The following is a 23,820-nucleotide window of genomic DNA, read 5'->3' as shown; positions in this document are numbered from 1 at the left end:
TTAACACCTCAGAGAAGAGTCTGCTTTTTTATCCTTCAACAGCCGCCAGTGCCTGTGCGCATGCCGCTGCGCTGGACCACGCCCACTGGAAGTTATAACCGCCCAGCCAGCCGGTAACATCCATGACTTCGCCAATAAAATAAAGCCCCGGTACATTGCGGGCTTCCATGGTACGTGACGACAGTTCGTTGGTGTCCACCCCGCCCAGCGTCACTTCCGCCGTGCGGTAACCTTCGGTGCCGTTTGGCTGTACGCGCCAGCAGGTAAGCGTATCGACCAGCGTTGTCTGCTCGCGGGCATTAAGCTGCTTTAACGTCACATCCGGGATCTGCCCCAGCTGTTGCAGGCATTCCACTAACCGTTTCGGCAACTGCATGGCGAGGGTATTTTTCAGGCTTTGATTCGGGTGCACATCGCGTTGCTGATCGAGGAAGCTTGCCAGCTCGCACTCCGGCAGCAGATTAATGCTGACGAACTCACCCGGTTGCCAGTAGCTGGAAATTTGCAGGATCGCCGGACCTGACAGGCCGCGGTGCGTAAACAGCAGGTTTTCGCGAAAAACCGTCCCGTCTTCGGCAGTGATCACGGACGGCACTGATACGCCAGAAAGCGTCTGCAACTGCTCAAGGAGGGGTTTGTGCAGGGTAAACGGCACCAGGCCCGCACGGGTAGGTAACACCTTTAAGCCGAACTGTTCGGCAACTTTATAACCAAACGGCGACGCGCCCAGCCCTGGCATCGATAAACCACCGGACGCGATAACCAGTTTCGCCGCCTGTACGCTCGCACCATTCAGTTGCAGCGTATAACCCTCCTCGTTGCGCTCCACGCTCAACACTTCACTGCGCAGGCGAAGCGTGACGTTGCCTTTCTCACACTCAGCGACCAGCATATCGACAATCTGCTGCGCAGAGTCGTCGCAGAACAACTGCCCGAGCGTCTTCTCATGCCAGGCAATACCGTGCTTGCCCACCAGGTCGATAAAATCCCACTGGGTATAGCGCGCCAGCGCAGATTTGCAAAAATGCGGGTTCTGACTCAAATAGGCCGCGGGCTCCACATAAAGGTTGGTAAAGTTGCAGCGTCCGCCGCCGGACATCAGGATCTTACGGCCCGGTTTTTTGCCGTTATCCAGTAGCAACACGCGGCAGCCCGCCTGCCCTGCCAGAGCCGCACAGAACATTCCCGCCGCACCGGCGCCGATAACAATGGCATCAAACCTTTCCACACCCGTTTCCTCATTTAAAGATCGTGGCGGATTGTAAAGAGATCGTGCTGGTCGCACCAGCGCGAATACGCACAGCAAGATGATGACGTTGAAAAATATAAGATATTTTAAAGATTTAAGGGCTTTGTAAGAAATAATGTCAAAAAAAATACATATTTCACTTTGCCCGCACTGGCAATGTCCCTGATAATGCGCCGCGTTCATGTCCTCAAAATGGCGTAACGGCTTATGTTACATTTGTTTGCCGGCCTGGATCTTCATACCGGGCTGTTACTCTTGCTTGCTCTGGTTTTTGTTCTGTTTTACGAAGCGATTAACGGCTTCCACGACACAGCAAACGCCGTGGCAACCGTGATTTATACACGCGCTATGCGCTCTCAGCTGGCGGTGGTGATGGCAGCGGTGTTTAACTTCTTCGGCGTTTTGCTGGGCGGGTTAAGCGTCGCGTATGCAATTGTGCATATGCTGCCAACCGATCTGCTGCTAAATGTCAGCTCTGCGCACGGTCTGGCAATGGTCTTTTCCATGCTGTTGGCCGCGATTATCTGGAACCTGGGCACCTGGTATTTCGGTCTGCCTGCTTCCAGCTCCCACACCTTGATTGGCGCGATTATCGGCATTGGGTTAACCAATGCATTGATGACCGGCACGTCAGTCGTTGATGCATTAAACATCCCGAAAGTGCTGAATATCTTCGCGTCGCTGATCGTTTCCCCGATCGTCGGCCTGGTGTTCGCAGGTGGACTGGTGTTTATACTGCGCCGCTACTGGAGCAGCACCAAAAAACGTGCGCGCATCCATATGACCCCGGCTGAACGCGAGAAAATCGACGGCAAAAGAAAGCCGCCGTTCTGGACGCGTATTGCGCTGATCCTCTCCGCCATTGGCGTGAGCTTCTCCCACGGCGCTAACGATGGTCAGAAAGGCATTGGCCTGATTATGCTGGTGCTGATTGGCGTCGCCCCTGCGGGTTTTGTGGTGAATATGAACGCATCCGGTTATGACATCACCCGTACGCGTGATGCCGTAAACAATGTGGAATCCTATTTCCAGCAACACCCGGCGCTGCTGCAAAAAGCGACGGGTGTGGATCCCTTGATCCCAACGCCGGAAGAAGTGACCACACAACCCGGTGAGTTCCACTGTCATCCTGGTCGCGCCATTATCGCGCTGGACCGTGCGAAGTCGATGCTGACGAATGTTGAAAGCTACGACAAACTGCCGGTTGAACAGCGCAGCCAGTTGCGTCGCATTATGCTCTGCCTCTCCGATATTACGGATAAAGTGGCGAAGCAGCCGGAAGTCAGTATTGACGACCAGCGCCTGCTGAAGAAACTGAAAAGCGACATGCTGAGCACCATTGAGTACGCGCCAATCTGGATCATTATGGCGGTCGCGCTGGCACTGGGTCTGGGCACGATGATTGGCTGGCGCCGTGTGGCAACGACGATCGGCGAGAAAATCGGTAAAAAAGGCATGACGTACGCGCAGGGGATGTCCGCGCAGATGACGGCAGCGGTTTCTATCGGTCTGGCGAGTTATACCGGGATGCCAGTCTCCACCACGCATGTGCTGTCATCGTCCGTTGCCGGCACAATGATTGTCGACGGCGGCGGTCTGCAACGCAAAACCGTCACCAGTATTCTGATGGCCTGGGTCTTTACTCTGCCAGCATCAATTATTCTGTCCGGCGGGTTGTACTGGATTGCGCTGCATCTGATTTAACAAATCAGATGCAGGACAAAAACGGGTCAGGAAACTGGCCCGTTTTTTTATGGCTCAAGAATGGCAATGCGCCGTCACTTATCCGGCTTCTGCAGGCCAGAGAAAGCATAGCCGCCCGACAGCACGGCCTTTAGTGCCAAATCATCAGCGCAATCAAACTCACCACTACCAGCCCGCATAACGCGCTGGTCAGGATGAACTGACGGCGTACGCGTTCGCAGCGGCGAATAAACTCTTCGTCATGATGATCGCGGTAACGCTGGGCGTAGATGTACCACACCAACCGCATCTGTTTACCCGGCTGACCGTGCGAAGTGAAAAAGCCTCCGCCGTCCACATATTGATAGAGTAAGGGGTCACAACCTCGAAGTACCACTAACAGTGCGCGCAACGATGAGTAATAACGCACCATGTTAACCACACACACGACACACAAGGCCCAAAACAGCGCAACAGTGCTGATCACCATATCCCCTCCCCGGCGATTCGCCCACGAAGACCCGCTTCGCAACGACCGCTCCTGGATACTCAACCAAGTCAGACAATGAAGAGTGTTATCAACGCCGAACGGGGCGACAGCACAGGCGGTGTCCCGCAATTGACCGTGCATCCATGCCGGGACAACTGTGGGACACCGTCTGTTTTCCGTACGGTTTATTAATAGTGTAGGAGAAAGGATTCTTTTTTTGCCACAAGGTTATCATCATCAATGCATATGGTTGTAAATATGGCTTAAGTGAATCGTGATCCAGGTTAATTGACGGTGCTGCAAGAGAGTTATAAGGTAGAAATATCTTCTACAATGAGATCCTTAAGGCCGGGCGCTACCCGCTTATGTGATACGCAGGATGCGGGCGCAGTGCACACACATCAGGGCTTTGTCCCGATGGTCATCGACAACTTATGGAAGGAGTAACACTATGGCTTACAAACACATCCTCATCGCTGTTGATCTCTCCCCCGAAAGTAAATTGCTGGTTGAGAAAGCAGTGTCCATGGCGCGTCCTTATAACGCGAAGATTTCCCTGATTCATGTCGATGTAAATTACTCCGATCTGTACACAGGCCTGATCGACGTTAACCTCGGCGATATGCAGAAACGCATCTCCGACGAAACGCACCAGGCGCTGACCGATCTCTCCACCAATGCAGGCTATCCGATTACCGAAACCCTGAGCGGCAGCGGTGACCTCGGGCAGGTGCTGGTAGACGCGATCAAAAAATACGATATGGACCTGGTGGTCTGTGGTCACCATCAGGACTTCTGGAGCAAGCTGATGTCTTCCGCGCGTCAGCTGATAAACACCGTTCACGTGGATATGCTGATTGTCCCACTGCGGGATGAAGAGGATTAATGCCTCGCTAACGCACTGTCGTTAGAGCGAATACCGCCCGGCCCGCGCAATGCGGCCGGGCTTTTTTATTCCCCGGAACCGGGGTAGATGTCAAAGCGATGACTTTTGGTCACCACCGCCGATTGTGTCGCGACACCCGCCAGCGGCGGCGCATAATCCGGGCGTTTCACCACCACCCGCTTAATGGCAAGCTGACGCGCGGGCTCAAGCAAACCGTCGGCATCCAGATCCGGGCCAACCAGTGACTGAAACACACGCATCTCTTTCTTCACCAGCGCGCTTTTTTGCTTATGCGGGAACATCGGATCGAGATAGACCACCTGCGGGCGCGGCGTGATATCTGCAAGCCCCGTCAGGCTGGAGGCGTGGATCAGCTGCAAACGCTCGCGCAGCCATGAGCCAATTTCCGCATCCGCATAACCGCGATTGAGACCATCTTCCAGCAAGGCCGCCACCACCGGGTTGCGCTCCAGCATGCGCACCCGACAACCGACAGATGCCAGTACAAAGGCATCCCGTCCCAGCCCTGCGGTGGCATCCACCACATCCGGCAAATAACTGCCTTTGATACCCACCGCTTTGGCCACCGCCTCACCGCGACCGCCGCCGAACTTACGCCGGTGCGCCATGCCGCCGCCGACAAAATCGACAAAAATACCGCCAAGCTTAGGCTCATCGCGCTTGCGCAGTTCCAGATGCGTAGGCGTCAGCACCAGCGCCATCAGGTTGTCATCGTCCTGTTCCAGCTCAAAGCGGGCTGCAAGAACAGATAAGGCGCCGTCTCCGGCGCCTGTTTCATCTAACAAACAGATTTTCAATGCATTAGCCTTCGATACCGTAATGCTCAAGCATCGCGTCGATCTGCGGCTCACGGCCGCGGAAGCGTTTGAACAGATCCATCGGCTCTTCCGAACCGCCGCGGGTAAGGATGTTATCCAGGAAGGACTGCCCGGTTTCGCGATTGAAAATTCCCTCTTCTTCGAAGCGGGAATACGCGTCTGCTGCCAGCACATCGGCCCACAGGTAGCTGTAGTAACCCGCCGCGTACCCCCCGGCGAAAATATGGCTGAACGCATGCGGGAAACGGCCCCACGACGGCCCCGGCACCACAGCAACCTGGCGTTTGATTTCTGCCAGCGTTTCAAGGATTTTCGCCCCTTGTTCCGGACTAAACTCCGCATGCAAGCGGAAGTCGAACAGACCAAACTCAAGCTGACGCAGAATAAACATCGCCGCCTGGTAGTTTTTCGCCGCCAGCATTTTATCCAGCAATTCCTGCGGTAACGGTTCACCGGTTTCATAATGGCCGGAGATAAACGCCAGCGCTTCCGGCTCCCAGCACCAGTTTTCCATAAACTGGCTCGGTAATTCGACCGCATCCCACGGCACACCGCTGATGCCCGCGACACCGGCAGTTTCAATACGCGTCAGCATATGATGCAAACCGTGCCCAAACTCATGGAACAACGTGATCACTTCATCATGGGTGAACAGTGCAGGTTTGCCGTTGACCGGGCGGTTAAAGTTACAGGTGAGATAGGCCACCGGCTTTTGCAGTGAACCGTCGGCTCTGCGCAACTGACCCACACAGTCATCCATCCACGCACCGCCGCGTTTGTGTTCGCGGGCGTACAGATCGAGATAGAAGCTGCCGCGCAGTTCATTGCTTTCGTCATACAGCTCAAAGAAACGCACATCCGGATGCCAGACATCAATATCTTTGCGCTCTTTGGCGGTGATGCCGTAAATGCGTTTCACCACTTCAAACAAGCCATTAACCGCGCGTTCTTCCGGGAAGTACGGGCGCAGTTGTTCATCGCTGATGCTGTAGAGGTGTTGTTTCTGTTTTTCGCTGTAGTAGCCAATGTCCCACGGTTGCAGTTCATCAACGCCGAACTCCGCTTTGGCGAACGCGCGCAGTTGTGCCAGCTCTTTTTCCCCCTGCGGACGGGCGCGTTTGGCGAGATCGGTTAAAAACTCCAGCACCTGCGCCGGGTTTTCCGCCATTTTGGTGGCCAGGGATTTAAAGGCATAGCTTTCGAAGCCCAGCAATTGCGCCAGTTCATGACGCAGCGCGAGGATCTCTGCCATGACCGGGCTGTTATCCCACTTACCGGCATTCGGCCCCTGGTCAGAAGCGCGAGTGCTATAAGCGCGATACATCTCTTCACGCAGCGCGCTGTTGTCGCAGTAAGTCATCACTGGCAAATAGCTCGGGATATCCAGCGTCAGTAACCAGCCCTGCTGCTCTTTGGCTTCCGCCTGCGCTTTCGCCGCCGCTAATGCACTTTCCGGCATGCCAGACAGCTCGGCTTCGTCCGTGATCAGTTTGCTCCAGCCCATGGTGGCGTCCAGCACGTTGTTGCTGTAGATGTTGCCCAGTTCAGACAAACGCGCCGCGATTTCGCCATAACGCTGCTGTTTCTCTTTCGGCAGACCGATGCCCGATAAGGTAAAGTCGCGCAGCGCGTTATCCACGGCTTTTTTCTCTGCGGTGCTCAGACCTGCGTAATTCTCGCCATCGCGCAGATCGCGATACGCGTTATACAACCCTTCGTGCTGCCCGACCCAGGTGCTGTACTCAGACAGCAGCGGCAGCGTCTGCTCATAGGCTTCACGCAGCTCCGGGCTGTTTTTCACCGAATTCAGATGGCTGACCGGCGAGAAAAGACGCCCAAGGCGGTCGTCCGCTTCCGCCAGCGGCTGGCAGAGGTTATCCCAGCTATAAGGGGCGCCCTGCGCGACAACGCTTTCTACCGCAGCCCGGCAGTCTTCCAGCGCCTTTGTGACGGCGGGAACAACATGTTCAGGAAGGATTTTGGAAAAGGGCGGTAATACGAAAGGCGTCAGTAATGGATTGGTCATATGCGCAGTCCTTGGAATGAGGTAGTTGTTTAGCATGGGGTTAAGTGTAGGAGATTTCAATGCCAGGCGGTGCGCTTAACGGGGTATTGCTGCAATAAGCAGCAACCATCAACACACCCGGCGGCATTGCGCTCGCCGGGCGGAATACAACATCACCCTTAACGGGTTTTATGCGCCGCGTCGTAAGCTGCCGACAAATTCAGACGCTGCCAGAAGTTCTGTTCATCGGTCGCGCCGGAAAGCGGGTAACCTGCCGGAAGCGCGGTTTTCACCATCAACGCGCGACGCTGGCTGGCGGAGAGTTTTGGTAAGGCCGCCTCCAGCAGCACGTCAGCACCTTCCGGTACGCTCACCGCCTTCGTCGCCCCTTTCTGCTGTGGCAGGTTGTAGGTCATGGTGAAGCGGTAAAAGTCATGCATTGCCGGGTCGCGATAAGGATCGTCTTTTCCTGCGGTCTGTGCGCATTGCGCCAGCGTTGTGCCACACTCTTTTTCCAGCGCGGCGCGGAGCTGATCGCGCGCTTCATTGAACATTGCACGGTACTGTGCATCATTGAGGTAATGAGCAACATTACGCTCGGCCACCATCCGCGAGCCGATAACATCCAACGGATAGTGCACGCCCAGCACCACGCGGGAATAACCGTAACGCGCACCGCGCGCCAGCAGTGCGTCAAAACGTTCCGGGATCATCTCCGCCATCAGCAAAGCATCGGTATAACCGGTGTTGGTATGCCCGCTCGGAAAAGAGCCACCGTCTGCGGTATAGGGTTTGTTATCTTTGACCACCACGTCGTCCGGAACCAGGTGGATGCTGTTTCCAGGTATCAAAAACGGGCGCTTGTAATCGAAATGTTTTTTCGCCACACCAGTACTGACTTCGCTGGCTTTGATCAGCGCCGCCGCCTTGCCTAACTCACCTTTATCGTAAGCCGTAAGAAAGGCTTCTCCCAGCTTTGGCCCCAGCGCATCAGCCAGAAAATAGAGATAGCTAATACCTTCGGCATCCGCCAGCGCCTGACGACGCAGACCTCGCGTGGCATCGCGGTTGATCGCTTCAACGGTTTGCAGGTTGGCATCCAGCACCGGTTTCGGCAGCGCGTTAAACCCCGACAGCAGTTCAATGCCCACCTGCTGGTTCTCTTTGGTGCGGAAGTCATAACCCCGCGCTTTCAGCCACGCATTATCGGCTTGTTTTGCCGTTTGGGTCGCGTGTTCAAGCTGAGTACGAGTAAGTTGAGACGCATCGCCCTGCAATGACTGGCGCAGGGCTGCCAGCGACTGCGCTTCGAGCACAACAAAGGGCTGGCTCTCCGCTGCCGGTGTCGTGGTATCGGCGATATCGCGCACCTGAGTCAGCGGAATATCATTTGCCATCGCTTGATGAGCCAGCAGCAGCGCGGCAGTTAACAGCGTGAGACGGATTTTCATTTTTTGCCCTTTTATTCAAAGAATTACCTTGCCTTCAGCCGACGCTAGCGCCGCAATTTGACCGTTTTATGACACGGTTATGTTTTGAAACCTTTTCCGACGGCCTGAAACAAGCGCGGCGCGCCTGCGGTAATCCGGAGCAATCTGCGGTAAACTGTGGCAAACCTCGTTTATTTTCCGGAATCCCAGTACCCATGCTCAGTTATCGCCATAGCTTCCACGCTGGCAACCATGCCGACGTCCTTAAACACACCGTTCAGAGCCTGATCATTGAAGCGCTGAAAGAGAAAGAGAAACCGTTTCTCTATCTCGACACGCACGCAGGCGCAGGGCGTTATCTGCTCTCCGGCGAGCATGCGGAACGTACCGGGGAATATCTGGAAGGTATCGCGCGTATCTGGCAACAGGATGATTTGCCTGCGGAGCTGGAGCCTTACATGAGCGCTGTGCGCCATTTCAACCGCAACGAGCAGTTGCGTTATTACCCGGGTTCGCCGCTGATTGCCCGCCAGTTGCTGCGTGAACAGGACAGCCTGCAGCTCACCGAACTGCACCCCAGCGATTTCCCGTTGCTGCGCCAGGAGTTCCAGAAAGACAACCGCGCCCGTGTTGAACGCGCTGACGGTTACCAGCAACTGAAGGCCAAACTGCCGCCAGTCTCCCGCCGCGGTTTGATTCTTATCGACCCGCCGTATGAAATTAAAACCGATTATCAGACGGTCGTGAGCGGTATCAGCGAAGGGCACAAACGTTTCGCCACTGGCGTGTTCGCGCTCTGGTATCCGGTAGTGTTGCGCCAGCAGATAAAACGCATGCTGCGCGATCTGGAAGCCACTGGTATCCGCAATATCCTGCAAATCGAGCTGGGCGTACGCCCGGACAGCGATCAACGCGGGATGACCGCCTCCGGTATGATTGTGATTAACCCGCCGTGGAAACTGGAAGCGCAAATGAACAATGTACTGCCGTGGCTGCACGGTAAACTGGTGCCCGCGGGCACCGGGCATACGCTGATTCACCAGCTAGTCCCGGAGTAATCGCAGCCATTGGTGGAACCTTTCGGGCTGCGCGTTACAATCGCGACACTTTTCGACCTCGTTCAGGATTAAGGAATCAACCATGAGCAAACATTACGACTATATCGCTATTGGCGGCGGCAGCGGCGGTATTGCATCGATTAACCGTGCAGCGATGTACGGTCAGAAATGCGCGCTAATCGAAGCGAAGGCGCTTGGCGGCACCTGTGTGAACGTCGGTTGTGTTCCGAAAAAGGTTATGTGGCACGCGGCGCAAATCGCGGAAGCCATTCATCTCTATGGCCCGGATTACGGGTTCGACACCACGGTAAACCACTTCGACTGGGGCAAACTGGTCGCCAGCCGTACGGCCTATATCGACCGTATTCACACCTCGTATGACAATGTGCTGGGTAAAAATAATGTCGATGTGATCCGCGGCTTTGCGCGTTTTGTTGATGCAAAAACCGTCGAAGTGAACGGTGAAACCCTCACCGCCGATCATATCCTCATTGCCACCGGCGGTCGCCCGAGCCACCCGGACATTCCGGGGGTGGAGTACGGTATTGATTCCGACGGCTTCTTTGCACTGCCGGCGCTGCCAAAACGTGTGGCGGTGGTGGGTGCGGGTTATATCGCCGTTGAACTGGCTGGGGTGATTAACGGCCTTGGCGCTGAAACGCATCTGTTTGTGCGTAAGCACGCGCCGCTGCGCAACTTCGATCCGCTGATCACCGAAACGCTGGTGGAAGTGATGGCCGCCGAAGGTCCGACGCTGCACACCCATGCCGTGCCGAAAGAGGTAGTGAAAAATGCCGATGGCAGCCTGACCCTGACGCTGGAAGATGGCCGTTCACAGATCGTGGACAGCCTGATTTGGGCGATTGGCCGCGAACCCGCGACCGACAATTTCAATCTTGCCGCCACCGGAGTGAAAACCAACGCCAAAGGCTATATCGAGGTCGATAAGTACCAGAACACCAGCGTACCGGGCATCTATGCGGTAGGCGACAACACCGGCGCGGTGGAACTGACGCCAGTGGCGGTCGCAGCAGGCCGCCGTTTGTCTGAGCGTTTGTTTAACAACAAGCCGGACGAACATCTGGATTACAACAATATCCCGACCGTGGTGTTCAGCCACCCGCCGATCGGCACCGTCGGGTTAACCGAGCCGCAGGCGCGCGAACAGTTCGGCGATGAGTTAGTCAAAGTGTATAAATCGTCGTTTACCGCCATGTATACCGCAGTGACCACCCACCGCCAGCCGTGTCGTATGAAGCTGGTCTGCGTTGGTCCTGAAGAGCGTATTGTCGGTATCCACGGCATCGGTTCCGGTATGGATGAAATGTTGCAAGGCTTTGCGGTCGCGCTGAAGATGGGCGCAACCAAGAAAGACTTCGATAACACCGTGGCGATTCACCCCACCGCAGCGGAAGAGTTTGTGACCATGCGCTAACCACGCGCCCTCCTGCCTTCCTCCCGTAAGCTGAAGAGAAGCCTTCACTGTGCTTCTCTTCAGTCACTTTCTTTGTCTTAGTTTGCGCCTGACCACTTCTTCACCCTATCGCAAATGTCATTGTATTCAACGAAGCGACATAACGACCGCCATTACAGGTTATTTCGTGAATTCTTATTCATTATTTTTAATTAACTAACGCCTCTTTTTATTTAACTTATTTGTCTTAGCTAATTTATTTTTTCTGGATGTTAAAAAATAAATAAAATATTAATTTTAACAAAAGTAACAAATAACAAACAATGCAGTGCGTTATCTCGCAATATGCATAAAACGCGACTAATTATTTCTGGGATGATCTGTTTTTATTGATCATAGTCACACAAAAAGGCTTTTTCCTGGATAAAATACCCTCACCTTACATTTACCCAGGAAAGGTGATGAAAATGGAAAACAATAACCATGCAATGCCACATATAAGGCGAACAACACATATTATGATGTTTGCCAACCGTAATAGCTTCGACTTTCATTTCTTTAATGCCCGATAGTCATTTGACTACGGGCACTCCAGCATACAGGTCTTTCTGACCCTCTGTAATACAGGCTGAATGCCTGTATCTCGCGGTGCTCGCCCAAATAAACCCTGAGTTACTTGTGACCGGACTGGTTAGGGTTTATTGCATCTGAATAAAACCGACTTACTGATTTTAATTTATCAGTGGGACGCTCTTATTCGCTCCGGAGATATCAATTTCCTGTTCAGGAAATTGAGGACCTGCTATTACCTGAAATAAAGAGATGAAAATGTCTGAATTAAAAATTGCAATCAGCCGTTCTTGCCCTGACTGTTTTTCTACCCATCGCAATATTGTGAATATTGATGAAAGTAAATTTATCGACGTCGCTGCTATCGTGTTATCCGTCAATGATATTGAACGAGGCAAACTCGATGAAATTGACGCTACCGGCTATGGCATTCCGGTCTTTGTCGCCACAGAAGATGAAGAACGTGTTCCGGCTGAACATCTGCCACGCATTTCGGGCGTCTTTGAGTTTAACGAAACCCGCAGCGATTATTATGGTCGCCAGTTGGAAACGGCGGCACATCACTATGAAACGCAACTGCGTCCACCGTTCTTTCGGGCACTGGTGGACTATGTAGGTCAGGGTAATAGCGCGTTTGACTGCCCGGGGCATCAGGGCGGTGAGTTTTTCCGCCGTCATCCGGCCGGGAATCAGTTTGTTGAATATTTTGGTGAAACGCTCTTTCGAGCCGACTTGTGTAATGCCGATGTCGCCATGGGCGATTTGTTGATCCACGAAGGCGCACCGTGCATTGCTCAGCAACATGCCGCCAACGTCTTTAACGCCGACAAAACGTACTTTGTGCTCAACGGTACCTCATCGTCCAACAAGGTGGTGCTTAACGCCCTGCTGACGCCGGGAGACCTGGTGCTGTTTGATCGCAACAACCACAAATCAAACCACCACGGTGCGCTGTTGCAAGCTGGCGCAACACCGGTCTATCTGGAAACCGCGCGTAACCCGTACGGTTTTATCGGCGGCATCGACGCCCACTGTTTTGAAGAAGCGTACCTGCGCCAGCTTATTGACGAAGTCGCACCGCAGCGGGCGAGAGAAACACGCCCCTTCCGCCTGGCGGTGATCCAGTTAGGTACTTACGACGGTACCATCTATAACGCCCGTCAGGTGGTGGATAAAATTGGCCACCTGTGCGACTACATCCTGTTTGACTCCGCCTGGGTGGGTTATGAGCAATTTATTCCGATGATGGCCGATTGCTCACCCTTGCTGCTGGATCTGAATGAAAACGATCCGGGCATCCTGGTGACACAATCGGTACACAAACAGCAGGCAGGTTTTTCTCAGACGTCGCAGATCCACAAAAAAGACCGCCATATCAAAGGGCAACCTCGCTATGTACCGCATAAGCGCATGAATAATGCCTTTATGATGCACGCCTCCACCAGCCCCTTCTACCCGCTGTTTGCCGCGCTGGATATCAACGCCAAAATGCATGAAGGTGTGAGCGGTCGCAACATGTGGATGGATTGCGTCGCCAACGGCATTGATGCCCGCAAACTGATCCTCGATAACTGCCGTTATATCCGCCCGTTTGTGCCGGAAACCGTCGATGGTAAGCCATGGCAGTCTTACGACACGGCTGAAATCTCCGATGATCTGCGCTTTTTCCACTTCGTTCCGGGCGCACAGTGGCATGCTTTTGAAGGCTATGCCGAACATCAGTACTTTGTTGACCCCTGCAAATTGCTGCTCACCACACCCGGTATCAATGCCGCAAATGGCGAATATGAAGCCTTTGGCGTTCCGGCGACTATCCTCGCCAACTTCCTGCGTGAAAACGGTGTGATACCGGAAAAATGCGATCTTAACTCGATCCTGTTCCTGCTGACCCCGGCGGAAGATATGGCCAAGCTGCAACAGCTTATCGCCCTGCTGGTGCGTTTCGAAAAATTGCTGGAATCCGATGCGCCACTGGCTGACGTTCTGCCCTCACTCTACCGTCAGCATCAGGCGCGTTACGACGGTTACAGCCTGCGCCAGCTCTGCCAGGAGATGCACGACCTTTACGCCCGCCACAATGTGAAACAGTTGCAGAAAGAGATGTTCCGCAAATCGCACTTCCCACGCGTCAGCCTCTCACCACAAGAAGCCAACTACGCCTACCTGCGCGGCCAAGTAGAACTGGTTCGTCTGCCGGATGCGGAAGGCCGCATTGCGGCAGAAGGCGCACTGCCTTATCCGCCAGGGGTACTGTGCGTGGTCCCCGGTGAAATCTGGGGCGGTTCGGTACTGCGTTATTTCAGCGCGCTGGAAGAGGGGATCAACCTGCTGCCGGGCTTTGCGCCTGAGTTACAGGGTGTGTATGTCGAAGAACAAGACGGTCGTAAACAAGTGTGGTGTTACGTCATCAAACGGCAGGAAAAGCAACATAACCTGTTGAAAGGAGAAAAATTATGAGTGCTCAAAAATCCAATAAGATGGGCGTTCTCCAGCTCACCATTCTGACCATGGTCAATATGATGGGCTCCGGGATTATTATGCTGCCCACCAAGCTGGCAGAAGTCGGTACCATCTCGATAATCTCCTGGCTGGTGACCGCCGTGGGTTCGATGGCGCTGGCATGGGCATTTGCCAAGTGTGGTATGTTCAGCCGCAAATCCGGAGGCATGGGCGGCTATGCGGAGTACGCGTTCGGCAAATCCGGCAACTTTATGGCGAACTACACCTATGGCATGTCGCTGCTAATTGCTAACGTGGCCATTGCGATTTCCGCAGTGGGTTACGGTACCGAACTGTTTGGTGCGTCGCTGACGCCGGTACAGATTGGTCTCGCGACGATTGGCGTCTTGTGGATTTGCACCGTGGCTAACTTCGGCGGTGCGCGCATTACCGGGCAGATCAGCAGTATCACCGTCTGGGGGGTGATTATTCCGGTGGTGGGCCTGTGCATCATCGGCTGGTTCTGGTTTAGCCCGAGCCTGTATGTCGCCTCATGGAACCCACACAACGTGCCATTCTTCAGTGCGGTCGGTTCCTCTATCGCCATGACGTTATGGGCATTCCTTGGCCTTGAGTCGGCTTGTGCAAACGCCGACGTGGTAGACAACCCGGAACGTAACGTACCGATTGCAGTACTGGGCGGAACATTGGGCGCAGCGGCGATTTACATCATTTCAACCAACGTGATTGCCGGGATTGTCCCCAATATGGACCTGGCGAACTCCACGGCACCGTTTGGGCTGGCTTTCGCGCAGATGTTTACCCCGGCAGTCGGGAAAGTGATCATGGCGCTGATGATCATGTCCTGTTGCGGGTCACTGCTCGGCTGGCAGTTCACCATTGCGCAGGTCTTTAAATCTTCCGCCGACGAAGGTTATTTCCCGAAAATCTTCTCACGCGTGACGAAAGTGGATGCGCCGGTGCAGGGGATGCTGACCATTGTGGTTATCCAGAGTGGATTATCGCTGATGACCATCAGCCCGTCGCTGAACAGCCAGTTTAACGTGCTGGTCAATCTGGCGGTGGTCACCAACATCATCCCGTACATTCTGTCGATGGCTGCGCTGGTTATCATTCAGAAAATGGCCAACGTTGCCCCGTCGAAAGCCAAAGCCGCTAACGTTGTCGCCTTTATCGGTGCGCTGTACAGCTTCTACGCGCTTTACTCCTCCGGTGAAGAGGCCATGCTCTACGGCTCAATCGTGACCTTCCTCGGCTGGACGCTGTATGGGCTGGTTTCACCACGCTTTGAACTGACCAACAAGCACAGTTGAGTCTGCAGGGTTCAAGCGCTCTCTGTCAGCACAGTTCTGCGCTGCCTGGGCAGGAAGAATCCGCAGTGACCCGATACGTTGGATGTAAAAAAACCGACCTCACCCGTCGGTTTTTTTTCGCTTGTACCGCAGCACCCTTATCCTGACATGAGTTGGCACTGTATTTCCTGCCTTGTTCATAACACAAGGGGGTCACGCTATCCGCACCGTTTTTAACTCATTAATCAGCCACTGTACCGCAGGCTGGTAGTCATACAAACGGTGGGTAAGTAGCAATAAATCGTACGATGGCGCGCCGTCCGGCAGATCCAGGATACGCAGCGGCAACATCTTCGCCAGCTCCTGCGCGATGCGGAAAGGTACGCACATCAAATAACCGGATGCCACCGCCACACGCCCACCGACAGCATAACTCTGCACCACCGTCGCCAGAGGACGATAGAGATGCTGCGACAACAGCCAGCCGTCAATATGATCCGCGCCTGAACTGACCGCGGGTAAATGGATTTGTGGTTCGCTGACAAGGTGTTTCATCGTCAATTGGTCGGGCAAATCGTGGCGATCAACAGAGGCAATGGCCACAAAATGGTCAGAAATAAGTGGGTGTTTATTAAAATAGTGCGGAATATGCTGCACATTATCCACACCAATAAATGCATCCAGTTGCCCCTTCTCAACCCGTTCGACTTTTATCGTCTCCGACAGAATATCGACAGACAAGCGCACATTGGGCGCGATGGTTTTAAAACGCGCGGTCAGCACCGGCATAAACATAAATTCGAAGTAATCCACCGCGCCGATATAAAAGGTGTGCGCATCACGCAGCGGATCAAAGTGACTCGGCCCGCGCGTGGCGGTATCCAGCTTGCTGAGCGCATTCTCAATCACCGGGATCATCATCGCTGCATAGGGCGTGGGCTCCATGCCGTTGCGGGTGCGGATAAACATCTCATCATTTAACTGTTCGCGCAGGCGGTTCAGCGCGTGGCTAAACGCCGACTGGGAAAGGTTCGCTTTCTGCGCCGCACGGGTGACATTTTTCTCTTTCGCCAGAATAGGCACCAACCGCAGCAAGTTCAGATCCATCGCCACTATGCATCCTGTTCATGTTTTCATGATAACAATACATTTTATGCATAACGGTTTTCGTTGCTATAGTTTGCAGCAAAATAAGTGCTGATGCTCTGCACCGCCTGAACTGAGAACCACGGGAGATTTTTTATGAGAAATGTCACAGTCGCCGCAACGCAAATGGCCTGTAGCTGGGATCTGGAAAAAAACATTCAGAACGCTGAACGCCTGGTCCGTGAAGCCCACAGCAAAGGCGCGCAGATCATCCTCATTCAGGAACTGTTCGCTGCGCCCTATTTCTGCATCGACCAAAGCCCGGAACACTACGCGCTGGCACAGGAAGTCGCCACCAGCCCACTGATTAAGCACTTCTCTGCGCTGGCAAAAGAGCTGGAAGTGGTGCTGCCACTGAGCCTGTTTGAAAAGAGCAATAACGCCTATTACAACTCGCTGGTGATGATCGACGCCGACGGCAGCGTGCTGGACACCTACCGTAAAACCCATATTCCGAACGGCCCGGCGTACCAGGAAAAACAGTTCTTTATCCCTGGTGATACCGGCTTCAAAGTGTGGAACACCCGCTATGCCAAAGTCGGCGTTGGTATCTGCTGGGATCAGTGGTTCCCGGAAACCGCACGTTGCCTGGCACTGCAGGGCGCAGAAGTGATCTTCTACCCGACGGCAATCGGCTCTGAACCCGCCTACCCGGACATCGACAGCCAGCCGCACTGGACCCGCGTCCAGCAGGGCCACGCTGCCGCTAACGTCATTCCGGTGATTGCCTCTAACCGCATCGGTACCGAAGCCAGCAAATACATTGAAGGTCTGGAAATGACCTTCTACGGCTCCTCTTTCATTGCCGATCAGACCGGTGCCCTGGTGGAGCAGGCAAACAAAACCGACGAATCGGTGCTAGTGCACACTTTCGATCTGGATGCCGTTGCCGCACAGCGCGCCGCCTGGGGTTTGTTCCGCGACCGTCGCCCGAACATGTATGGCGCCATCGCCACCTCTGATGGCAGCGTAAGGAGCTAACCGATGTCACAGCTGACCACGCCGGTGAAAGATGGATTTGCCATGCCCGCAGAGTGGGCGCCACACCAGGCGGTATGGATGATTTGGCCTTATCGCACGGATAACTGGCGCGCAGATGCCGCCCCCGCGCAGCAGGCTTTTGCCGCAGTGGCAAAGGCTATCTCGCACAGTACGCCGGTTATTATGGGCGTCCCGGTCGCTGAGATGACCAAAGCGCGCGCCACCCTGCCCGCTGAAGTGACGCTGGTGGAGATGGAGAGCGATGACGCCTGGATGCGCGACACCGGCCCCACCGTGGTGCGCAATGCGGCGGGCGAACGGCGTGGCATTAGCTGGACGTTTAACGCCTGGGGCGGCTTCAACGGCGGGTTGTACGCGCCGTGGGACCGCGATCAACAGGTTGCGGCTCAGGTGGCGAACTACCACCAGATGCCTTGCTATCACACGGATTTGATTCTGGAAGGTGGCTCGATCCACGTTGACGGCGAAGGCACATTGCTGACCACCGCCGAATGCCTGCTGAACCCCAACCGCAATCCGGGGTTAAGCCAGGATCAGATTGAGCAGCAGTTGCGCGACTATCTTGGCGTATCGCAAATAATCTGGTTGCCGGAAGGTGTGTTTAATGACGAAACCGATGGCCACATCGACAATATGTGCTGCTTCGTGCGTCCTGGCGAAGTGGCGCTGCACTGGACTGACGACCAGAACGATCCTCAGTACGCCCGCTCCGTTGCAGCGCTCAACGTGCTGGAGAACGTAAAGGATGCGCAGGGTCGCACACTGAAAGTCTGGAAAATGCCCTCTCCGCAACCGCTGTACGCCAGCGCGGAAGAGACCATTGGTGTGGAAAAAGGCACGGCGATTGAGCGCCATGAAGGCAACCGCCTGGCCGGTTCCTACGTCAACTATCTGGTCAGCAATCAGCAGATTATTTTCCCACTGCTGGATGCGGCAACCGATGCCAAAGCACAGGCGCTGTTCGAAGAGATGTACCCCGGCTTTGTCATTACCGGTGTCCCGGCGCGCGAAATTTTGCTCGGCGGCGGCAACATCCACTGCATTACCCAGCAAATCCCGCGTTAACCCTCCTCCCGGCGGCAGCCATGTCGCCGGGTGTTTATAACCCGCGCGACATGCGAATGTACTCCACCCCTTTTTTACAGAACGGTGTCCCTTCGGCTATAAAACCAAAACGGGTATAGAACGATGTGGCCGATGTTCTGGCATCCAGTTGTACCGACGCCATGCCTGTTTGCAGTAGCCGATCGAGCACCGAGCGCAATAAAAAACCGCCAAACCCACGCTGTTGATGCGCCTGCAAAGTGGCAAATTTGCGGATCTGGCAGTGACGATCGCCGAGCAAAAACACAGATAAACAACTGACGATCTGCTGCTGCGACAATACGCCATAATGCCAGGCCTGCTCATCGCCTTCCACGCGCGAGGCATCCCGCTCAAGCTGCGGCCACAGTACCGCATGGCGGATATCGAGACATTGCTCTAACGTAATAGTGGCGAGTTCCAAATAGCGCTTCCTCTTTATGACGGGCAATCCCCTCACTTTACCCTGCACGAGTGTACAGCGGGGGGATTATTCACAAATCGTTGCAAAACGAATGCTCCGAATTTCGCCGCTGCGCCAGCCGTTGGGTTATCCGTTTTGTTTATGAATAAACAACAGGTTATGGAAAATTCGCCAACCGTTACCCGATAAAGAAACGTGATCAAGCGCACAGTTTGTCTTTCACAGACCGAAGCGAATGTCTACGCTTATTAAAGAACCGGGCAACACCCGTCATTTTTTTACGACGACATCCGGAGGCCAACGTCACTATGTTCAACCAGAAACAACAAAGCGCAGAACCTATCGAATTCGTGATTGCAGAAGAAACCGTCTACGAAACCGATCCGTGCGAGTTAAAACTGGATGAAATGATCGAGGCGGAGCCGGAACCGGAAATGATCGAAGGGCTTCCCGCGTCGGATGCGCTTACCCCTGCCGATCGTTACCTTGAACTGTTTGAACACGTGCAATCATCACGCATCTTCGCCGATAGCAAAACGTTTCCCGATTGCGCGCCGAAAATGGATCCGCTCGATATTCTGATTCGCTATCGTAAAATCAAACGCAAACCGGAATTCGACCTGCGTCAGTTTGTCGCGAGACATTTCTGGATGCCGGAAAACTACGCCAAAGAGTATATCTCCGACCCCAGTCGTTCGCTGAAAGAGCATATCGATCACCTGTGGCCAGTACTGACCCGCGAGCCCCAGGATCATATCCCGTGGTCTTCATTACTGGCGCTGCCGCAAGCCTATATTGTGCCTGGCGGTCGATTCCGTGAAACCTACTACTGGGACTCCTATTTCACCATGCTTGGGCTGGCGGAAAGCGGTCGTGACGATCTGCTGCGCTGTATGGCGGATAACTTTGCGTGGATGATCGAACGCTACGGCCATATCCCGAACGGTAACCGGACCTACTACCTGAGCCGCTCGCAGCCGCCCGTCTTTGCGCTGATGGTGGAACTGTTTGAAGAGGATGGTGTACGCGGTGCGCGGCGCTATCTTGAACACTTGCTGATGGAGTACGCCTTCTGGATGGATGGCGCAGAGTCGCTGGCGCTCAACCAGGCCTACCGCCATGTGGTGCGCATGCCTGATGGCTCACTGCTTAATCGCTACTGGGATGACCGTGATACGCCACGCGACGAATCCTGGATTGAAGACGTGGAGACCGCGCGTAACTCGGGGCGACCGGCCAACGAAGTCTACCGCGATCTGCGTGCCGGTGCAGCGTCCGGCTGGGATTACTCGTCACGCTGGCTGCGCGACGCCCATCGTCTGGCGAGTATCCGCACCACGCAGTTTATTCCTATCGATTTGAATGCGTTCCTGTTTAAGCTGGAAAGCACCATCGCCAACATTTCCGGTCTGAAGGGCGACCGCGAACGGGAAGCGCTGTTTCGCCAGAAAGCCAGCGATCGCCGGGCAGCGGTTAACCGTTACATGTGGGATGATGAGCATGGCTGCTACCGCGACTATGACTGGCGTCGTGAAGAGATGGCACTGTTTTCCGCTGCCAGTATCGTCCCGCTGTATGTCGGTATGGCGACGCATGAACAGGCTGACCGGGTGGCGGAAGCCGTTACAGCGCGACTGCTGACGCCGGGCGGCATTCTGGCAACCGAGTATGAGACCGGTGAACAGTGGGATAAACCCAACGGTTGGGCGCCGCTACAGTGGATGGCCATTCAGGGCTTCAAACTGTATGGCAATGATTCACTGGGCAACGAAATCGCCCATAGCTGGCTACAAACGGTAAATCATTATTACCAGCATCACCATAAGCTGATTGAGAAGTACCACATTGCCAGCAGCACCCCTGCTGAAGGGGGCGGTGGGGAGTACCCACTACAGGATGGCTTTGGCTGGACAAACGGTGTGGTGCGCAGACTGATTGGTTTATACGGCGAGCCGTAACGAAAATGCCCGGCAAGCATTGCGCTACCGGGCAGATTTGATTAATCAATGACGTCATAGATGGCAGACTGAATATCCGCCAGTTTGCGGTTCTCGTCGGACGGGTCAGCGTTATAGCGCAGTTGCGCCTGTTCCATCTCATAGCGCTGGCGCTCCACCACAGGGTCCCGCGTACAAAATGCCCTCAGATAATTTTTTGCGGTTGAAGTGAGCTTTTTACCCGCCAGCATTTCATGGGACAACGTGGTGATAAACCGCCGACAGGGCCGGTTTTCATCCATTTGCAGCCGGTAGCGGAGCAGCATGTCCAGCACTTCGTTGTAATCCGACTCCATTGCCTGTTCTGTCCAGGAGAGTTTCCAGTTCATCCCCGTCCGTAAAAACATCGACACCACTTTGGTGTCATTGCGATCGATCGCCGAACGGAAGTTGTTCTCATCGCGCGGAATCCCCATATTGCTCAGTTCTTCCTTTGGCGATGTCCGCTGGCGATCTTCGGTAATCGGAACGGTAATACCGCTTCCACGGGTATTCGGCACGGAGAGCCCGCTGGTAAACATCCAGAACGCGCCAATCACCATTAACAGCACCATCACGCCCACCGCGCCCCATAACGCCCCGGAGAGCATGACCTCTCGCTCCTCGCGGCTACGCGCCGCACGTTTCGCGGGCGGTTCAATATTGTCACGTATCGGCATTGCATCACCTCCGGCCGCGCGATCTTTCTTCCGCGCTTGTTCCCAGAAAGCGTCCAGCCCCATTCCCGCTTCTTTCAGTAATGCGTCGGGGTTTGTTTTCGTGCGCCCCTCTTCCCATGCCCGCTGTACCGGCCCGGTGATTTGCGGGTAATAACTCGCCAGCAGACTCAGCTGGTTCGACGTCAGCGGCTGGTTTGCAATCACCGCCGCACGTATCTGGCGGATATCTTCCAGAAACGTCTGTAGCGTTTTACGCGTTTCCAGAAATAGTGTTAATACCGACGAGTCATTGAAGATCCGCGCATAGTGCTGGCTGAACTCCTTCTTATCGATCAGCATCAGCGCCAGTTCACTAAACCGCATACCACTTAGCACATCGTTACGATCGCCAACGCGCAGCCAACGCCGCACGCGGTCTGCACCAAACTGTACTTTGAGATGGTTACGCAGCCGCTCCGGGTCCGACCATGCTTGCGTCACCAGCGACGTGATCATCAACTCCAGCGCCCGCAACTGTGTCAGGCCTTGTTTCTGCTGGGCATCGCTCACTTTTGTCAACGTGTTGTAACTCAGCAACGGCTGCTTAGCGCGCAGATTTTCTAACGCCGCCACAAAACGCAACGCGGCGATAAGCTGATTTTCCGTCACGTTTTGCCCGCTCTCATAGTGCGGAACGAGCTGCTGCAAATGGCGAAGTTGTAAAGTGAACTGTGTTAATTCCGCATCGTTGAGTTTAAGTCGTTTAGCCACTGCGCCCCACCCACCCATACTGAGGCGCGCAATATCCAGTTGTTCTAAAAACCAGCGGGGATCTTTTCCCTCATCGAAATGCGCATTGAGCAATAACAGAATTTCGATGGATGCCTCGCGAATAACGGCAATACACTTTTCAAACTGTTCACCCGTACTATCTGGGGCAGTATGTGTCATTATTTTCCTTTAAGTACAACTGTAGAAATAATTAGCTGGACAATGTCAGCGCTTAACTTTTTCTTTATTTATGAGTCATTAAAAGATAGCTCAGATGCTACGTATTATCAGTGACAGCCGTTTGAACACGAAAAAAAATTGCCGGAGACATTCACGATGTTAATGCTTCGTACCCCAAGACTGATCTGCTCGTCGATTGTAGAAAGTGACTGGGAATTTTTCCTTTCACTGCAACAGCAGCCGGATGTGATGCGCTACGTTGCGGATCCCCGCTCCAGCGAGGAAATCCGCGAGCAATTCCTATCACGACTACCGGAATGGTTCCCGGGAAGCCGGCACTGGCTCTGCTTAGTCGTCCGCGACAACACGACGCAAATGCCGCTGGGGGTGACCGGATATATTCACCGCGAAGATGACTGTGCCGAAGTGGGTTTCCTGTTCGCCCCCCAGGCGCAGGGCAAAGGCTATGGTCGGGAATCCCTAAAAGCAGTGTGCGATTACGCGTTCAGCGAGGGTGGCATCCGGCGGCTGGTGGCTACGGTTACGTCAGGAAATATCGCTTCCCGGCGCTTACTGGAAAAAACCGGTTTTATACTGGAAGGGGAACTGCGCGAAGCCTGGTGGCTGGCGGGACGCTGGCAAAACGACTGGTTATTTGGTTTATTGCGACACGAATATGGGAATAATGGCTAATTCGCCAGCATACCTTTCCGACCTCTGCCAGGCTTAGGAGTGTGTTCCGGTCCTATTCAGGAGAAGTGATGAAGAAAATGTTGCTGACCGCCTGTCTGGCGGCGCTGTTCTCCATGACAGCATTCGCAGACGATCAACCCGGCCTGAAGGCAGATAAGGCCCCGCCGCCGCCGCATAAGATGGATGATGGCTATCGCGGCATGGAGGATGCCCGCACCATGACTATCCAGCAGGCCAAAGCCCTGCATGACGGTGCATCGGTCTCACTGCGCGGTAACCTGGTGGAAAGGGAAGGCAAAGATGTGTACTTGTTCCGCGATAAAACCGATCAGATACAGCTGGATATTCCAATGGCAGTTTTTGACGGGAAATCCATCTCGCCCGATGAACTGGTGGGCGTCACCGGCTCGCTGGATAAAAAACAACAACCGGTTCGCGTCCGGGTTACGCACTTTCAGAAGCAATAATCGCCATACGCCCGGCAGCAATGTACCTGCCGGGCGTCGCGTT

The 23,820-nt window shown here is 54.4% G+C and carries 20 protein-coding genes; 12 read left to right on the top strand and 8 right to left on the bottom strand.

Annotated features, from left to right (window positions below; translation table 11 throughout):
* Positions 1 to 28 precede the first annotated feature (28 nt).
* Positions 29 to 1,228 (bottom strand): BaiN/RdsA family NAD(P)/FAD-dependent oxidoreductase, encoded by a 1,200-nt coding sequence (locus tag GA0061071_RS12205; protein ID WP_088238313.1) that lies wholly within the window; start codon positions 1,226 to 1,228, stop codon positions 29 to 31.
* 228 nt (positions 1,229 to 1,456) lie between these two features.
* Between GA0061071_RS12205 and pitA the strand changes: the two genes are divergently transcribed.
* Positions 1,457 to 2,953: an inorganic phosphate transporter PitA gene (gene pitA, locus GA0061071_RS12200; RefSeq protein WP_088238312.1), complete on the top strand. Its 1,497-nt coding sequence runs from the start codon at positions 1,457 to 1,459 to the stop codon at positions 2,951 to 2,953.
* Positions 2,954 to 3,083: 130 nt separating this feature from the next.
* On the opposite strand, the gene uspB is transcribed toward pitA, so the two are convergent.
* A complete protein-coding gene (gene uspB, locus GA0061071_RS12195) occupies positions 3,084 to 3,419 on the bottom strand; it encodes a universal stress protein UspB (protein WP_061499696.1) in 336 nt (111 codons plus the stop codon).
* Between the two features lie 454 nt (positions 3,420 to 3,873).
* Between uspB and uspA the strand changes: the two genes are divergently transcribed.
* Positions 3,874 to 4,308 (top strand): universal stress protein UspA, encoded by a 435-nt coding sequence (gene uspA, locus GA0061071_RS12190; protein ID WP_061492660.1) that lies wholly within the window; start codon positions 3,874 to 3,876, stop codon positions 4,306 to 4,308.
* 65 nt (positions 4,309 to 4,373) lie between these two features.
* Here the strand turns inward: uspA and rsmJ are convergent, their stop codons facing one another.
* The 3 genes from rsmJ to GA0061071_RS12175 all read right to left on the bottom strand — a co-directional run bounded on the left by rsmJ (position 4,374) and on the right by GA0061071_RS12175 (position 8,603).
* Positions 4,374 to 5,126, bottom strand: a complete 753-nt coding sequence (rsmJ, locus tag GA0061071_RS12185) for a 16S rRNA (guanine(1516)-N(2))-methyltransferase RsmJ (protein ID WP_088238311.1) — start codon at positions 5,124 to 5,126, stop codon at positions 4,374 to 4,376.
* A gap of 4 nt (positions 5,127 to 5,130) precedes the next feature.
* On the bottom strand, positions 5,131 to 7,173 hold the full coding sequence (gene prlC, locus GA0061071_RS12180; protein ID WP_088238310.1) for an oligopeptidase A: 2,043 nt from the start codon (positions 7,171 to 7,173) through the stop codon (positions 5,131 to 5,133).
* Positions 7,174 to 7,331: 158 nt separating this feature from the next.
* Complete coding sequence (locus tag GA0061071_RS12175) at positions 7,332 to 8,603, bottom strand: acid phosphatase (RefSeq protein ID WP_088238309.1); 1,272 nt, start codon at positions 8,601 to 8,603, stop codon at positions 7,332 to 7,334.
* A 194-nt stretch (positions 8,604 to 8,797) separates the two neighbouring features.
* On the opposite strand from GA0061071_RS12175, the gene GA0061071_RS12170 reads away from it, so the two are divergent.
* From GA0061071_RS12170 to potE, 5 genes are all read left to right on the top strand, one after another.
* Entirely contained in the window at positions 8,798 to 9,640 is an 843-nt protein-coding gene (locus tag GA0061071_RS12170) for a 23S rRNA (adenine(2030)-N(6))-methyltransferase RlmJ (protein ID WP_088238308.1), read from the top strand.
* 82 nt (positions 9,641 to 9,722) lie between these two features.
* Positions 9,723 to 11,075 carry a glutathione-disulfide reductase gene (gene gorA / locus GA0061071_RS12165; protein ID WP_061492650.1) on the top strand — a complete coding sequence of 451 codons (1,353 nt, stop codon included), beginning with the start codon at positions 9,723 to 9,725 and terminating at the stop codon, positions 11,073 to 11,075.
* 446 nt (positions 11,076 to 11,521) lie between these two features.
* Positions 11,522 to 11,626, top strand: coding sequence for a leader peptide SpeFL (gene speFL, locus GA0061071_RS23290; RefSeq protein ID WP_134319175.1), 105 nt, complete (start codon positions 11,522 to 11,524; stop codon positions 11,624 to 11,626).
* Between the two features lie 256 nt (positions 11,627 to 11,882).
* Positions 11,883 to 14,081, top strand: coding sequence for an ornithine decarboxylase SpeF (gene speF / locus GA0061071_RS12160; protein WP_088238307.1), 2,199 nt, complete (start codon positions 11,883 to 11,885; stop codon positions 14,079 to 14,081).
* Positions 14,078 to 15,397 carry a putrescine-ornithine antiporter gene (gene potE, locus GA0061071_RS12155; RefSeq protein WP_061492648.1) on the top strand — a complete coding sequence of 440 codons (1,320 nt, stop codon included), beginning with the start codon at positions 14,078 to 14,080 and terminating at the stop codon, positions 15,395 to 15,397. The genes speF and potE overlap by 4 nt, the downstream gene beginning before the upstream one ends.
* A 192-nt stretch (positions 15,398 to 15,589) precedes the next feature.
* Here the strand turns inward: potE and GA0061071_RS12150 are convergent, their stop codons facing one another.
* Positions 15,590 to 16,483, bottom strand: a complete 894-nt coding sequence (locus tag GA0061071_RS12150; protein WP_082794119.1) for a LysR family transcriptional regulator — start codon at positions 16,481 to 16,483, stop codon at positions 15,590 to 15,592.
* A 135-nt stretch (positions 16,484 to 16,618) separates the two neighbouring features.
* On the opposite strand from GA0061071_RS12150, the gene aguB reads away from it, so the two are divergent.
* The gene (gene aguB, locus GA0061071_RS12145; protein ID WP_088238306.1) at positions 16,619 to 17,503 is read left to right on the top strand and encodes an N-carbamoylputrescine amidase; all 885 of its coding nucleotides are present in this window, start codon (positions 16,619 to 16,621) and stop codon (positions 17,501 to 17,503) included.
* Positions 17,504 to 17,506: 3 nt separating this feature from the next.
* Positions 17,507 to 18,589, top strand: a complete 1,083-nt coding sequence (gene aguA / locus GA0061071_RS12140; protein WP_088238305.1) for an agmatine deiminase — start codon at positions 17,507 to 17,509, stop codon at positions 18,587 to 18,589.
* A 34-nt stretch (positions 18,590 to 18,623) separates the two neighbouring features.
* Here aguA and GA0061071_RS12135 read toward each other — a convergent pair whose 3' ends face one another.
* Complete coding sequence (locus tag GA0061071_RS12135) at positions 18,624 to 19,031, bottom strand: GNAT family N-acetyltransferase (protein ID WP_088238304.1); 408 nt, start codon at positions 19,029 to 19,031, stop codon at positions 18,624 to 18,626.
* A gap of 308 nt (positions 19,032 to 19,339) precedes the next feature.
* Here GA0061071_RS12135 and GA0061071_RS12130 point away from each other — a divergent pair, with 308 nt between their 5' ends.
* Positions 19,340 to 20,989 carry an alpha,alpha-trehalase gene (locus tag GA0061071_RS12130; protein ID WP_061492638.1) on the top strand — a complete coding sequence of 550 codons (1,650 nt, stop codon included), beginning with the start codon at positions 19,340 to 19,342 and terminating at the stop codon, positions 20,987 to 20,989.
* 41 nt (positions 20,990 to 21,030) lie between these two features.
* Here the strand turns inward: GA0061071_RS12130 and GA0061071_RS12125 are convergent, their stop codons facing one another.
* Positions 21,031 to 22,617, bottom strand: coding sequence for an STY4199 family HEPN domain-containing protein (locus GA0061071_RS12125; RefSeq protein ID WP_088238303.1), 1,587 nt, complete (start codon positions 22,615 to 22,617; stop codon positions 21,031 to 21,033).
* A 156-nt stretch (positions 22,618 to 22,773) separates the two neighbouring features.
* Here GA0061071_RS12125 and GA0061071_RS12120 point away from each other — a divergent pair, with 156 nt between their 5' ends.
* Together GA0061071_RS12120 and GA0061071_RS12115 are read left to right on the top strand one after the other, a co-directional pair.
* Complete coding sequence (locus GA0061071_RS12120; RefSeq protein ID WP_061492634.1) at positions 22,774 to 23,310, top strand: GNAT family N-acetyltransferase; 537 nt, start codon at positions 22,774 to 22,776, stop codon at positions 23,308 to 23,310.
* 68 nt (positions 23,311 to 23,378) lie between these two features.
* On the top strand, positions 23,379 to 23,777 hold the full coding sequence (locus GA0061071_RS12115; RefSeq protein ID WP_061492632.1) for a YdeI family stress tolerance OB fold protein: 399 nt from the start codon (positions 23,379 to 23,381) through the stop codon (positions 23,775 to 23,777).
* Positions 23,778 to 23,820: the final 43 nt, after the last annotated feature.

Origin of the sequence: Kosakonia oryzendophytica, assembly GCF_900094925.1 — a bacterium.
Lineage (GTDB): Bacteria > Pseudomonadota > Gammaproteobacteria > Enterobacterales > Enterobacteriaceae > Kosakonia > Kosakonia oryzendophytica.
This window is presented reverse-complemented; position numbering and strand designations above follow the sequence as displayed.